13 protein-coding genes and 1 pseudogene are annotated in these 12900 nt (G+C 71.6%); 8 read left to right on the top strand and 6 right to left on the bottom strand.

Features of this window, described 5'->3' with window-relative positions; genetic code table 11:
• Positions 1-358: 358 nt before the first annotated feature.
• The 5 genes and pseudogenes from ACH4K4_RS28630 (at position 359) to ACH4K4_RS28610 (ending at position 5371) form a co-directional block, all read left to right on the top strand.
• Complete coding sequence (locus tag ACH4K4_RS28630) at positions 359-1396, top strand: streptomycin biosynthesis protein (protein ID WP_398171268.1); 1038 nt, start codon at positions 359-361, stop codon at positions 1394-1396.
• A 202-nt stretch (positions 1397-1598) separates the two neighbouring features.
• On the top strand, positions 1599-2486 hold the full coding sequence (locus tag ACH4K4_RS28625) for an SGNH/GDSL hydrolase family protein (RefSeq protein ID WP_398171266.1): 888 nt from the start codon (positions 1599-1601) through the stop codon (positions 2484-2486).
• 13 nt (positions 2487-2499) lie between these two features.
• A complete protein-coding gene (locus tag ACH4K4_RS28620) occupies positions 2500-3768 on the top strand; it encodes an acyltransferase family protein (RefSeq protein WP_398171265.1) in 1269 nt (422 codons plus the stop codon).
• A 100-nt stretch (positions 3769-3868) separates the two neighbouring features.
• Positions 3869-4581, top strand: a pseudogene (locus ACH4K4_RS28615) (GNAT family N-acetyltransferase).
• A 118-nt stretch (positions 4582-4699) separates the two neighbouring features.
• Positions 4700-5371, top strand: coding sequence for a hypothetical protein (locus tag ACH4K4_RS28610; RefSeq protein ID WP_398171263.1), 672 nt, complete (start codon positions 4700-4702; stop codon positions 5369-5371).
• A 39-nt stretch (positions 5372-5410) separates the two neighbouring features.
• Here the strand turns inward: ACH4K4_RS28610 and ACH4K4_RS28605 are convergent, their stop codons facing one another.
• Together ACH4K4_RS28605 and ACH4K4_RS28600 are read right to left on the bottom strand one after the other, a co-directional pair.
• Positions 5411-5602, bottom strand: a complete 192-nt coding sequence (locus tag ACH4K4_RS28605; RefSeq protein ID WP_398171261.1) for a ferredoxin — start codon at positions 5600-5602, stop codon at positions 5411-5413.
• Positions 5603-5622: 20 nt separating this feature from the next.
• The gene (locus tag ACH4K4_RS28600; RefSeq protein ID WP_398171259.1) at positions 5623-6843 is read right to left on the bottom strand and encodes a cytochrome P450; all 1221 of its coding nucleotides are present in this window, start codon (positions 6841-6843) and stop codon (positions 5623-5625) included.
• Positions 6844-6951: 108 nt separating this feature from the next.
• On the opposite strand from ACH4K4_RS28600, the gene ACH4K4_RS28595 reads away from it, so the two are divergent.
• Positions 6952-7626 (top strand): TetR/AcrR family transcriptional regulator, encoded by a 675-nt coding sequence (locus ACH4K4_RS28595; RefSeq protein ID WP_398171258.1) that lies wholly within the window; start codon positions 6952-6954, stop codon positions 7624-7626.
• Positions 7627-7652: 26 nt separating this feature from the next.
• Here ACH4K4_RS28595 and ACH4K4_RS28590 read toward each other — a convergent pair whose 3' ends face one another.
• The 4 genes from ACH4K4_RS28590 to ACH4K4_RS28575 form a co-directional block, all read right to left on the bottom strand.
• The gene (locus tag ACH4K4_RS28590; protein WP_398171256.1) at positions 7653-7865 is read right to left on the bottom strand and encodes a hypothetical protein; all 213 of its coding nucleotides are present in this window, start codon (positions 7863-7865) and stop codon (positions 7653-7655) included.
• Between the two features lie 96 nt (positions 7866-7961).
• Positions 7962-8204, bottom strand: a complete 243-nt coding sequence (locus ACH4K4_RS28585; protein WP_398171254.1) for a helix-turn-helix domain-containing protein — start codon at positions 8202-8204, stop codon at positions 7962-7964.
• Positions 8204-8701 (bottom strand): DUF2975 domain-containing protein, encoded by a 498-nt coding sequence (locus tag ACH4K4_RS28580; protein WP_398171252.1) that lies wholly within the window; start codon positions 8699-8701, stop codon positions 8204-8206. The genes ACH4K4_RS28585 and ACH4K4_RS28580 overlap by 1 nt, the downstream gene beginning before the upstream one ends.
• A 60-nt stretch (positions 8702-8761) precedes the next feature.
• Entirely contained in the window at positions 8762-9499 is a 738-nt protein-coding gene (locus tag ACH4K4_RS28575; protein ID WP_398171250.1) for a TetR/AcrR family transcriptional regulator, read from the bottom strand.
• 166 nt (positions 9500-9665) lie between these two features.
• Here ACH4K4_RS28575 and ACH4K4_RS28570 point away from each other — a divergent pair, with 166 nt between their 5' ends.
• A complete protein-coding gene (locus ACH4K4_RS28570; RefSeq protein WP_398171248.1) occupies positions 9666-10607 on the top strand; it encodes an alpha/beta fold hydrolase in 942 nt (313 codons plus the stop codon).
• A gap of 300 nt (positions 10608-10907) precedes the next feature.
• A complete protein-coding gene (gene shc / locus ACH4K4_RS28565; RefSeq protein WP_398171246.1) occupies positions 10908-12893 on the top strand; it encodes a squalene--hopene cyclase in 1986 nt (661 codons plus the stop codon).
• Positions 12894-12900: the final 7 nt, after the last annotated feature.

Genomic DNA, 12900 nt, shown 5'->3' with positions numbered 1-12900 from the left:
AGCCGGACCGTCCGGAACGGCCGGCCCGGCTCGTCCCGCTTCCCCCGGCCAACCTGTTCGCCATTGTTCGGATTTGACTCGGTCCCCCGGGCTGAGCAGGCCGGACAAGTCCCGGACAAGTCCTGGACAAGGGGCCTCTTCCCAGGTCCGGCGCACCGCCTCAACATCGCAACACGACGGCATCTGCACGCCACATACACAGGGCCGACCAAGCCCACCGTGATCCGGGCGGAATGCCGTACGACCACAGTCACCCGGCAGCGGCCGGCTGTGGCGGTGTGGCGGAGCCACCGGGCGTGGGGACGGACCGGTGGCTCCCGGCCCGCCGCGCCGAGCGCGCCGAAGCGGGGGAGCGGGGATGGAACCTGAGCAGGCGCAGGTCGATATGCGAAGGATCGTCGAGGTCGAGGTCGGCGCGTTGTCGGTCAGTGATTCCCCGAGGGTGGCAGGGGCGAATCAGGACCACGTCGAGATGCTGGCGGTGACGGACACGCCGCTGCCGCCCATCATCGCCCACCGGGACACGCTGCGGGTGATCGACGGCATGCACCGGCTGCGCGCGGCGGAACGGCGCGGCCAGTGCACCATAGGCGTCAGATTCTTCGACGGCGACGAGGCGGACGCCTTCGTCCTCGCCGTCGAGTCCAACGCCGCCCACGGCCTGCCGCTCACCAAGGCGGACCGCAAGGCCGCGGCCGCACGCATCATCGGCTCGCACCCCGTGTGGTCGAACCGGATGATCGCCTCGACCGTCGGCATGGCCCCGGCGACGGTGGCCAAGATCCGCCGGCAGCTGCCCAGCGCCGCGACCACCGGGAACGGCAGGCGTGGCCGGGTCGGCCAGGACGGCCGGTTCCGGCCGCTCGACGGCGCCGAGGGCCGCAGGCTCGCCGGTGACCTCATCGCGGCGGACCCGGGCCTCTCGCTCCGGCAGATCGCCCGCGCGGCGGGCATCTCCCCCGAAACCGCCCGCGACGTACGCAACCGGGTCCGCCGCGGCGAGGACCCTCTGCTCCAGGAGCGGGACGTGCGGGAGCGGCGCGGTGGGGGAACCGGTCCCGGCCGGCGAGGAAGTGCGACGGACCGGGCCGCGGTGCCGCCCCGGGCGGCCGACCGGGTGGCGGCTTACGGGCGGCTGCCCGTGCCGGACCGGAAGGAGGTCGTCAACCGGCTCAAGGGCGACCCGACCCTGCGGTACAGCGACACCGGCCGCACCCTGCTGCGGCTGCTCGGCATCCACGCGATCAGCACCGAGGAGTGGGACAAGATCTCGGCCGGTATACCGCAGAACTGCCGGAGCGTCATCGCCCAACTGGCCAGGGACTGCTCGGACAGCTGGTCACAACTGGCCCAGCGGGCCGCCGAACACCACGCGGCCGGATCGGTCGGCGCGTAGCCGAGGCCGGGGCGGGCCGGGGGAGGAGCGGGCCGGGGAAGGAGCGGGCCAGGGGAGGGGCGGCGCGCCGCGGGCGGCCAGGCGGCCCCGTGACCGGATGTTCGATCACCTTGTGCGCGCTGTATGACGGCGGTTTCCCCGGTCTGTGAGCGGCAGATGACGAGGCCCGAAACGGCCCGTGCACCGTGTTTACCTCGACACCATGCACAGCACGAACAGCGGGAACGTTCCGCCCCTCGCCCCCCAGGCCGACCACGTCACCACGTCCGCGGCCCCGGCCCGCCGCCCCGGGCGGCGCAGCGCCCCGATGACGGCCTTCGTCGCCGTCCTGGCCGCGGGTACGGCCGCGCTCGCCCTCTCCGGGTGCGGCCAGTCGGCGTCCGGCGACGACGCCTCCGCCGCGACCCCGCCGGCAGGAAAGGCCGACGGCAAGAAACTGTCGAAGATGCTCTGGATGGGCGACTCGATCGCCGAGGCCGAGGCCCCGGCGCTCGGCGCCGCCATGAAGGCGAGCGGTGTGGAGTTCACGTCCGTCGCCTCCGCCGGCGGTGGCACGGTCGTCAAGGGCGACGGCCCCACCGGCACGTTCGCCGAGGATACGTTCAAGGACCTGGCCAAGGCGGTCGACTCCTTCCACCCCGACGTCATCGCCTACCAGGTCACCACCTACGACTGGGGCACCCAGGCCCAGCAGAGGGACTCCTACGCACGGCTCGCCAAGGCCGCCGAGGACGCGGGCGCCGAACTCGTCCTCGTCTCCGCGCCGCCCTTCAAGATCGACGAGTTCTACAAGGGACACGAGGCCGCCGTCGCGTCCGCCCCGAAGGCGGCCAAGGAGATCGCGGACAAGAACGCGGACCGGGTCCGCTTCCTCGACGCCTCCGAGCTGTGGGGCACCGACAGCGCCGCGGCCAAGGCCCAGCGCAGCAAGGACGGCATCCACTCCTGCCAGCAGGGCTCGGCAGCCTTCGCCAACTGGTTCGGCGGCCGGTTGAGCCGGTACTACGCCTTCACGCCTGCGCCCGCGGACCAGTGGGCGAAGGGCTCCTGGACCGGGGACAAGGTCTACAACCAGCTCAAGTGCGGCTGACACCGCGATGCCCGTGACCTCACCGGCCTCCACGCCGTCCGGAACCGCGCCGCCCGCCCGTCGCCGCGGGCACGGCCGTCCGCGCGCGGGCGGCCGTCACATCACGCCACTGGACGGCCTCCGCGGCCTCGCCGTACTCGGTGTCCTGTTCTTCCACGCGGGACACTTCGGCGGCGGGTTCCTCGGCGTCGATCTGTTCTTCGTCCTCTCCGGCTTCCTGATTACCGGCCTGCTGCTCAAGGAAGCGGCGGACCGGCGCGGTGCCATCGGTCTCACCGCGTTCTGGCAACGCCGGGCACGCCGCCTGCTGCCCGCGGTGACGGTGCTGATCGTCGTCACGCTGCTCCTGGCGTGGGCGGTGGGGCCACCGTACCTCCTCGCCTTCGCCCTGGAGGACGGCCCGTGGGCAGCGCTCCAGGCGGCGAACTGGCACTTCGTCAGCGAGCAGGTCGGCTACTGGAACGATGCCGACACCCGCGTCTTCAGTCACCTGTGGAGCATCGGCGTCGAGTGGCAGTTCTACGCGGTCTGGCCACTGGTGGTCGCCGCCCTCGTCCGAAGGCGGACCACGCGCCGGCTCGTACCCGTGGTCGCCGCCGCCGGTGCCCTCGCGTCCCTGGCGCTGATGATCGCCCTCACCCAAGGGCCGGACACCACCCGCGTGTACGAGGGCACCGACACCCGCGCCTTCTCGCTGCTGCTGGGCGCACTGATGGCCACCGACCCGGTCCGCCGGGCACTGTCGAAGACCAGCGCCCGGCTGGCCGGCGCGCTCTGCGCCGTCCTGGCCTGCGGGATCGGAGCGTACTGGTTCCTCACCGACGGACCGAACGCGCCGTTGCTGTTCCGTGGCGGACTCTTCCTCCACTCCCTGGCCGCCGCCCTGCTCATCGCGCTGCTCGCGCACGCACCGTCCAGCCCGGCGGGCCGCCTCCTGGGCAGCACGCCACTGCGCTCACTGGGCGGCGCCTCGTACAGCCTCTACCTATGGCACTGGCCGATCTACTTGTTCCTCTCTGAAGAACGCCTCGGCTTCGGTGGCTGGGCCCGTACGGCGGTCCTCGTGACCCTCTCGCTGGCCGTCGGCTTCCTTTCCAAGACACTCGTCGAGGACCCCATACGCTTCAAGGCCCGCTGGGCCCGCGGACGTACGGGCATGGCCTCCCTCGCGGCCGCACTGGCAGTCATAGCGGGTGCCTGCGTCCTCCTCCCCGCACCACATCAGGGCGCCGACTCGGTGGACCTCACCCGACTCGGCTCCGCCCACTCCGCCCGCCCGTAACTCCCCGGCGCGCGGGCGTCCTTGCCGACGCCCGCGCGCGAACTCTTCCACCGCGAAAAGCCCGTTGCGGGCCGGCCCGTCCGCGCCGGACAGTTCTTCCATGACCCAGCCCATGACCCCGCCGCCCGGCCTGACCGTGCGCCCGGCGGCGCTTGAGGACGCGGCGGCGGTGTGTGCGCTGCTCAACGAGGTCGACCTGCTGGAAATAGGCCGCCCGGACACCGACCTGCGCCTCGTCCAGAGCGACCTGAAGCATCCGGAGGCGGACCTCGAACACGACTCCTGGCTGATGTTCGAGGGCGACCGGCTCATCGCGTACGGCCTCTTGTGGGACGAGTCCGGCGGCGAGCGGATCGACATGGACCACTACACCCTGCCCGGCCGGCCGCTGGGCGCCCTCCACTTGTTCGACCTGATGGAAGCGCGGGCCATGGAGCGAGCAGCCACCAACGGGGCGGCGCGAGCGGTCGTCCACCTGCACCTCAAGACATCGACGCCGACCGCGCCGACTGGTCACTGATGTGGCTTGCCCACGTCGGGGGACTCGGCGACGTCGCCGCGCTGTACAGCCGGAACGACCGCGAGGCCATGGCCTGGATCAGCCGGCTCGGCGTCCTGAGCCAGGCCCGGGGCCAGGGGCTGGGCAGCCATCTCCTGCGCCACGCCTTCGCGAGCTATGCGGCGCTGGGCCGCGACCGGATCGGCCTCGGCGTGGACACCGGCAACGGCAGCGGCGCACTCGCACTGTACGAACGGCACGGCATGACCCTCGACTACGCCGTCGACACCTGGGAGCTGTTCCGCCCCGTCTGACGCCGTGCCCCACCGGCACCCGGCCACCGTGTAGCCCGTTTCGGACTTCACGTGATCAGGAACGTAAGGTGCCGATCAGCATCAGCATCAGCAGTCACAGGGGACGGAAAACGACATCGTGCTGGAACGGGGAGAGGACCGCACCGGCGCCGAGGCCTCCGGCGAGAGCGGAAACGGCAGCGAGGACGCAGCCGCGCGCTACGTGGCCGTCTGCCCGGTCACCCCGGAGCTGGCCCGGCAGATCGTGAACCTGGCGGATCTTCGGTGGCACGGGGAGGGCGCCTGGGAGGCCGGCGAGGCGGCGATGCGCGCCTTGGGCTGGAGGGACGACGCGGAGACCGAGCTGTCGTTCATGGCGCGCTTCGTCACCGGGACCGGCCACCACGTCTACGACGGCGACCACGCCTTCCTGATGCCGTTCACCGAGCTGTACGAGGTCGGCCCGGACTGCGCGTTCACCGAGGACTCCTGGGGCGGCCTGCCGGGCTGGACCAGCCGGAAGGGCGCCGGCCGCGCGGAGTACGACGCGCATTTCGCGGATGCCGCCGGCCGGTTCCGTACGCTGCTGGGACCGCCCGAGCTGGACACCGTCGTCAGGGACCCGGACCTCCCCGGCGGGCAGCATCGGTATACGGGCTGGCGCCGCGGCGGCAATGCGCTGCTACTGGGCCAGGGCACGGAGCCGTGCTCGTACCACAGTAACGAGGAGGCTCGGGTCGTCATCAGCCCGCTTCCGGCGGACGGCGGGTTCCCGCCCGCCGGAAACCTGTATGCCTTCTGCCAATTCTGAGCCGCGCTGACAGGCACCCGGGACCGGCCCGCGCCGCCCCTACTCGGATACCCGTACCGCCCCGGAAGGGCACAGGGCGCCGGCGTCCCGCACGGCCTCGCGGTCCTCCTCGTCCGGTTCGGACACGAGGACCGTGACGAGACCTTCGTCGTCCTGGTCGAAGACTTCGGGTGCGGTCAGCGCGCACATGCCCGCGCCGACGCACACGGTCCGGTCGGCGGTCACCCGCATGGTCGCTCCCTTCGCCGCGGTCACCAGGTGACCGGGAGTTCGTTGACGCCTTGGATGGTGGTGCCGGGGCGCAGCGTCAGCTCGTCGACCGGTACGGCCAGCCGCAGCGTCGGAATGCGGTCGAACAGTGCGGTGAGGATGATTTCGATTTCCAGGCGGGCCAGGTTCTGGCCGAGGCACTGGTGGACGCCGTAGCCGAAGGCGAGGTGGTGGCGGGCCGAGCGGCGCACGTCGAAGGTGTCCGGGTCGGCGAAGACCGAGGGGTCGCGGTTGGCGATGGAATGGGTGACGATCACCCCTTCGCCCGCCCGGATGAGCTGCCCGTCGATCTCGATGTCGGCCGTGGCGAAGCGGGAGCCCGCGATGTCGGCGATGGCGAGGTAGCGCAGCAGTTCTTCCACCGCGCCGGGTACCAGGCCGGGATCGGCCCGCAGGGCCGCGTGCTGGTCGGGGTGTTCCAGCAGGGTGATCACGCTGAGCGAGGTCATCGAGGCCGTGGTCTCGTGGCCGGCGACGAGCAGCAGCAGCGCGTTCGAGATGAGTTCCTCGCGGTCGATCGCGCCGTCCGCCAGCTGCCGGGTGACCAGGCTGCCGAGCAGTCCCGAGCCGGGTTCGGCCTCCAGCTTGGTGATCAGCTCGTCGAAGTAGCGCTCCATGTCGTCGCGCGCTCCGGTCGCCTCGGCGGCGGACGTCGACTGCACCAGGCGCCTGCTGGCGTCCTGGAAGAAGTCGTGGTCGGCGTAGGGCACGCCGAGCAGTTGGCAGATCACCATGGAGGGCACCGGCAGCGCGAACCGGCTGACCAGGTCGGCCGGTGGGCCGGCGGCGAGCATCTCGTCGATGAAGCCGTGCACGATGCGTTCGATGTCGGTGCGCATCCCCTTGATGCGCTTGACGGTGAACTCGCTGATGGTCATGCGCCGTCGGGCCCCGTGCTCCGGCGGGTCCATGCCGATGAACGCGGGGCGCCGGTTGCGCAGACCCTGCAAGCGCGGCGAGGTGAGGGGGAAGCCGGCGTGCCTGCGGTCGGACGACAGCCGGGGGTCGGCCAGCAGTTTGCGTGCCGTTTCGTGCTTGGTGACCACCCATGCCTGGCGGCCGTCGAAGAGGCTCACCTTGTGCAACGAGCCTTGCTTGTCTCGTAATTCGGCGTACTGCGCGGGCAGTTGGTAGGGGCAGGTGCGGTTGCTCGGGAAGGCGGGAGTGTCGTGTGCGTGGAGTGTTGCAGCGGTCTCGGTCATGGATCCCCTTGAAGGCGCTGACACTTAAAGAACGGTCAGTTCTCTAACTGGCAGGCTAGGCTGCCCCCCTAGAGAACGCAACGTCCTCTCGGCAAACTTTGAGGAGTCATGCAGTCACCGAGCGACGACCGAATCGCGGAAACGGCCGCTGACCACCGCAAAGGCCCCCGCCGCCGAGGCGAGGAACTGGAAAACGCCATCCGCGCGGCGACCCTGGAAGAACTCACCGAGGTGGGGTACGCCGCGCTGACCATGGAACGGGTGGCCGCCCGGGCCCGTACGAGCAAGGCCGCCCTCTACCGCCGCTGGCCCGGCCGCGCCGAACTCGTCCTGGACGCCTGCAAGGTGCGGGGCTTCTCCGAGGTCGACCTCCCCGACACCGGATCGCTGCGCACCGACACGATCGCCCTGCTGCGGCAGATGTCGGCGAAGATGGCCAGCCCGATCGGCGGCATCCTGCGCGGCCTGCTCGCCGAGATGTCCCGCGACCCCGAGCTGGCCAGGCTGATCCGCGAACACGTCCACAAGGTCGGCCCCGCGGTGATCCGGATCATCCTGCGGCGGGCCGTCGAGCGCGGCGAGGTCGAGCCGTGGGTCCTCGGCTCCCGGCGGGCGACCGTCGCCACCGACCTGCTGCGCAACGAGTTCCTGCTGTTCGGGGCTCCCGTCGGGGAGGACACCGTCACCGACATCGTCGACAACGTGTACCTCCCCCTGGTCCTGGCCCCGGCCCCGAAGCCCCACACCACCCCCGCGGACGCCACCGGCTCCAACTCCTGCTAGCCGGTGGCGGGCGGAGTGCAGTGGGGTCAGGCGAGGCCGGTCATGATGCGGCCGACAAGCTCGCGATTGGCTTGGGGGACCGCGGCGAAGTCCGAGCCTGGCGTATCGGCCTTGGTATCGGCCTTGGCGTCGCTCTTCGATGCGCCCGCGGGGCCGTCCACGGCTTCGGCGGCGGTTGCTACGGGAACAACCGTGGCGGCAGCCAAGGCCGCACCGGCCAAGGCGAGACGTACGCGCATGCTCATCACTCCTCCGAAACAGACATCCTGGGCTTACCAGCACACCCGCTCTTGCCGGAGCCCGCATTCCGTCCGAGGCACCCGGGTGGCCCGCGGCTACCGGCTGTCAGGGCTCCGGCCTTCGTCCGTACCCTCGTCAGGCACCCAACGCAGCACGTCACCGGGCTGGCAGCCGAGTGTGCGGCAGATCGCGTCGAGCGTCGTGAACCGCACCGCCTTCGCGCGGCCGTTCTTCAGTACGGCGATGTTGGCGGGCGTGATGCCGACGGCCTCGGCGAACTCGCCCACCGACAGGCCGCGTCGGGCGAGTTGGAGGTCGAGTTCGACGACGATGGCCATCAGACCACCTCGGCCATCTCGGTCTGCAACTCCGTCGCCTTGCGCAAGAGGCTCCGCATGACGACGACGAGCATCACGAACGCCGCTCCCACGCCGACGCTCGCGGTCGCTGCGCCCAGCGCGCTGACGACGTCCATGCCGTCGTCGGGGGAGGGGATCTCGGCCACGGCCAGGTGCCCGGTGACGCCGATGGCCAGCAGCGTCGCGACGATCGCGGCACCGATGACGGTGTCTACCCACCGAAAGGCCCGCGGGGTGAAGATCGCGTCGCGCTGGACCATGGTGAGCAGCATCCACACGGCCGCGAGCGCGACTTGGACACAGGCGACGCCGGCGATCGCCACCGCCGCGTAAGGCACGGCGAACGGCGCGTACGGCGGGAAGCGGTCGACCTCGTCGGCTGCCGTCGCGGGGATGACGACTGCCTGGCCGAAGAGGCCGATCAGGATCGCTACGGCGATGACGGCCCGGAGTGCGGCTATGAAGAAGCGATGCATGTATCGATTATCAATAGGTTCCTATCGAAAAACAATCGATGGGAGAGGTTGGTGCGGGAGTCATGCGCCCGGCGAGGGCTCGGGGGTGAGGAGTCCGTGGAGGACGCGGCGTATCAGGCCCGCGAACTGGTCTTGCGTATCCGCCACCGACGTTGCGTCCGCCGTCGAGTCCGCCGTCGTGCCGTGCGGCTCCTGGAGTGCCGCGGCGAGGTGTGGGTGCCGTCCGCGGGCGGCGGCTTCGAGCAGATAGGCGGCCTGCGCCTGCCGGCGGTTGTCGGATGTGTGCCTGTCGTGCAGTTCGTTGCGGGCGAAGAGCGTCACTACGGCACTCATCAGGGCCACCGCCTCCGTCTTGGCCCGCCCCGGCAGCGCCACGGGAGCCATGGCGCGCAGGGCGTACTCCAGGTAGTCCAGGCCGTTCGGGCCTATGCGCAGCCGCTCGGGCGGTACGTCGGCGAGCCAGGGGTGACACAGATGCACGGACTTGGTCCGCAGTGCCAGTGCGACCAGGTCCTCCACGGGGTCGCCGGTGAGGGCGACGCGGAGATCGATGTCGCCGGTCACCGCGTCCGCCATCAGGTCGACGAGGTCGTCCCGGCACGCCAGGTAGCGGTACAGGGACGCGGGCCCGGTGCCCAGCGCCTCGGCAACCTTCCGCATGGAGACTGCCGCCAGCCCGTGCTCGTCGGCCAGTTCCACCGCGGCGGCGGTCAGGCGGGCGCGGCTGTACTCGGGCGCCGGCCCGCGCGTCCCCCGTTCGGGCCGCGTCCAGACATTCACGGCTTCCCGCTCCGCCATGCCCGATCTCCTTGCTCTCTTTGCATCCCGTACGTTCCTCCGTATCCTAAACCGCGAACGCCGATCGCAGTTTCGTTCGCGGTGGCCGCCAGGCAGTCGTGGAATGGCGGCGCCCGCAGCCGACGCCGAGCGGGCCCCGCGTCCAGCCATCCGAAAGGGCACGAACATGTCCGAACCCACACCCATCACCCCGGAGCTCCCGTGGAACCCGGTCCGCTGGGCCCGCAACGGGCGGATACGGCTGGCCGTCGACCAGTTGCCGGCGCCGCCGGACAGTGAACCGCTGCTGCTGATGACGGGGCTGGGCGCCGGCCGCCTCTGGTTCCCCGACGGCCTGTGCCGCCTGCTCGCCGCCCAGGGTTTCGCCGTGGCCCGCTACGACCCGCGCGACGGCGGCGCCTCCACGCACCTGCCTCCAGCGCCTGTCCGCAACCCGCTCACCGCCTTGTTCGCCCGGCGCGGCGAGGCGTACACGGCCGAGGACGTGGCGGATGACGCGGCGGCCGTGCTGGACGCGTTGGGGTGGCGGTCGGCGCACCTGTTCGGCGTGTCGCTCGGCGGCGCCGTCGCCCAACGCCTCGCCCTGCGCCATCCCGGCCGGGTCCGCACGCTGACGTCGATGGCGGCCGTGCCGGGCGACGCCGCGGGACTGGGCACGCTGCGCTACGTGAGGCTGGGAACGCTCGCGAAATTCGCCCGCCTGAAGTTCCCCGACACCCCCGAAGGCACGGTCGCGGCAGGCGTCGCCGTCACCCGCCTTCTGGCCTCACCGGCCCGCCCGTTCGACGAACAGGCTGCCCGCCGTACCGCTGCCCGCAACGCCGACCGCGGTCTGCACGACGCGCAGGCGCAGAGCCGCCAGATCGGCGCCCAGTGGCACGGTCCGCCGATCAGCGCCGTCGCCTGCCCCACGCTGGTCCTGCACGGTGCGGACGATCCCCTGATCAAGCCCACCGCCGCACGGACGATCGCCCGCCGCGTCCCCGGCGCCCGCCTCGTCCTGCTGCCCGCCACCGGCCACGAGCTCCCGGCCCCGGCCTGGCCCACCATCGCCACCGAACTCCACCACCTGGCCACCGGCGCCGAACCCCTCAAATCCCAGCGGTAGTTGAACGTCGCCACGAAGACGCCGTGACGGACGGCGAACCGGACGCTCGGCTGACCCGGACACGGCGGCCGTCACCTCTCCCTCTCTGGACGGGGGGAAAAGCGCGGGGCAGACAGGTGATATTTCGCGTGCCCGGGTGCGGCCGCCCATGGCCTCGGATAGTTTTGCGGCATTCGGCCCTTGAGGCTGTTTTCCGCCGTGGGTACCTGCGTCATTCCGGTCCCGCGGCTCTCCGCCGTGGGCGGCGACCGCCGATGCGGCGCACACGATTCCGGACCACCAGCGAGGTGCAGGAGCCCCATGACGACGACAGCCGACGACGCGCCAAGGAGCACGAGCCCGCTCCCGGCAGGGGACGCGGGCGTCACGTTCGCCTTTCCCCCGTCCGACGAGACCGAGGAAGCGGCTCAGCGCGCGGTGCTGCGGGCCACGGACCACCTGCTGGCCCGGCAGCACGAGGAGGGCTGGTGGAAGGGCTTCTTCCAGTCCGACATGAGCTACGACGCGCACAACCTGTTCCTGCGGCACCTCCTGGGGATCGTGGACGAGCGCGTGACCGAGGCGACCGGCCGGTGGATCCGGGCCAACCAGAGCGCGGACGGCTCCTGGCCGCTGGCCTTCGGCGACGCGGGCCACCTGGGAAGCACCGTGCAGTGCTACGTCGCACTCCGGCTCGCCGGCGACCGCCCGGACGAGGAGCACATGCTCCGGTGCGCGGCATGGGTACGCGAGCAGGGCGGCGTCGAGGCCGCCCAGCTGACGGCCCGTGTGTGGCTCGCCATGTTCGGCTGGTGGAGCTGGGACGACCTCCCCGAGATCCCGCCGGAGATCATCGCCCTGCCCAGGAAGGCGCCGCTGAGCATCTACTCCTTCAGCGCCATCGTCCGCCCGTCACTCGTGGCGCTGTGCGTCATCAGCGCGCACCGGCCGGTGCATCCGGCGCCCTTCGGCATCGGCGAGCTCTTCGCCACCTCCGGCACCCCCGACCGGACACCGCCGCCGATCAACAGCCGGGAGGGCGTCTTCCACCGCCTGAACGCCACGGTGCGCGCCTGCCGCGGGATCGGCCCCCGCTCCGTACGCCGGGCCGCCACGAACCGGTGTGTCCGCTGGATCCTCGAACACCAGGAGACGGACGGCAGCTGGGGGCCGTGCACCCCGGCGACCACCTTCGTGCTCCTGGCCCTGCGCCTGGAGGGCTACTCGAAGGACCATCCGGTGCTCAAGGCCGGCCTCCGCTTCCTGGAAGACTGCGTCGTCTGGACGGAGGACGGCCTGCGCAAGCTGCAGACTGTGCAGAGCCCGGTCTGGGACACCGCGTTGACCACCATCGCACTCGTCGACGCCGGCCTGGCTCCCGGCCACCCGGCACTGGTCAGGGCCGCCGACTGGCTGCTCTCCCGGCAGACCGACCGGCCCGGCGACTGGGCCGTGCAGCGCCCCGGCCTCGCCCCCGGCGCCTGGCCGTTCCAGGCCTACAACCAGAACTACCCCGACACCGACGACACCTCGGCGGTGGCTCTCGCGCTGTGCCGCGTCGCCCACCCCGACCAGGCGAAGGCCGACGACGCGATCAGCCGGGGAGCCCGGTGGCTCCTCGGCATGCAGAGCGGTAACGGCGGGTGGGCGGCCTTCGACGCCGACAACACCGGCACACTGCCCGGCAAACTCCCCTTCTTCGACGTCGGCGAGTACTGCGTCGACCCTCCCACCTCGGACATCACCGCCCATGTGGTGGAGGCGCTGGCCGCCCTCGGGCTGCGTGACGACCCACGTAGCCGGCGCGGGGTCCGCTGGCTGCTGGCGCAGCAGGAGGACAGCGGTGCCTGGTTCGGGCGCTGGGGAGTGAACTACGTCTACGGCACCGGCTGTGCCCTGCCGGCCCTCGCCGCCGCCGGTGTCCCCAGCGGCCATGTGGCCGTCCGGCGGGCCGTCGACTGGCTGACGTCCGTACAGCAGCCGGACGGCGGCTGGGGCGAGCACTGGCACGCGTACGCCGACCCGGGGTGCGCGGGACGCAGCGCGTCCACCCCTTCACAGACCGCCTGGGCGCTGATCGCGCTGCTCGCCGCGGGAGAACGCGACAGTGCCGCGGTACGGTCCGGGGTCCGCTGGCTGACCGGACGGCAGGCCGACGACGGCACCTGGGAGGAGCCGCAGTTCACCGGCACGGGCATCCCCCGGGTCGTGGCCTTGCAGTATGAGTACTACCGGCACGTCTTCCCGCTGACGGCGCTGGGCCGCTACGTCCAGCACCAGGGTCTCGGAGCCGTGCCGCCCCGCTGACGCGCAC

Source organism: Streptomyces sp. NPDC017529 (assembly GCF_044329785.1).
Taxonomy (GTDB): Bacteria; Actinomycetota; Actinomycetes; order Streptomycetales; family Streptomycetaceae; genus Streptomyces.
This window is presented reverse-complemented; position numbering and strand designations above follow the sequence as displayed.

Excerpts from the sequence above, each read along its gene's own strand:
- ACH4K4_RS28595 (WP_398171258.1), top strand. The coding sequence starts at position 6,952 with ATGCAGTCACCGAGCGACGACCGAATCGCGGAAACGGCCGCTGACCAC.
- ACH4K4_RS28585 (WP_398171254.1), bottom strand. The coding sequence starts at position 8,204 with ATGGCCATCGTCGTCGAACTCGACCTCCAACTCGCCCGACGCGGCCTG.
- ACH4K4_RS28625 (WP_398171266.1), top strand. The coding sequence starts at position 1,599 with ATGCACAGCACGAACAGCGGGAACGTTCCGCCCCTCGCCCCCCAGGCC.
- ACH4K4_RS28600 (WP_398171259.1), bottom strand. The coding sequence starts at position 6,843 with ATGACCGAGACCGCTGCAACACTCCACGCACACGACACTCCCGCCTTC.
- ACH4K4_RS28575 (WP_398171250.1), bottom strand. The coding sequence starts at position 9,499 with ATGGCGGAGCGGGAAGCCGTGAATGTCTGGACGCGGCCCGAACGGGGG.
- ACH4K4_RS28570 (WP_398171248.1), top strand. The coding sequence starts at position 9,666 with ATGTCCGAACCCACACCCATCACCCCGGAGCTCCCGTGGAACCCGGTC.
- ACH4K4_RS28630 (WP_398171268.1), top strand. The coding sequence starts at position 359 with ATGGAACCTGAGCAGGCGCAGGTCGATATGCGAAGGATCGTCGAGGTC.
- shc (WP_398171246.1), top strand. The coding sequence starts at position 10,908 with ATGACGACGACAGCCGACGACGCGCCAAGGAGCACGAGCCCGCTCCCG.
- ACH4K4_RS28590 (WP_398171256.1), bottom strand. The coding sequence starts at position 7,865 with ATGCGCGTACGTCTCGCCTTGGCCGGTGCGGCCTTGGCTGCCGCCACG.
- ACH4K4_RS28605 (WP_398171261.1), bottom strand. The coding sequence starts at position 5,602 with ATGCGGGTGACCGCCGACCGGACCGTGTGCGTCGGCGCGGGCATGTGC.
- ACH4K4_RS28580 (WP_398171252.1), bottom strand. The coding sequence starts at position 8,701 with ATGCATCGCTTCTTCATAGCCGCACTCCGGGCCGTCATCGCCGTAGCG.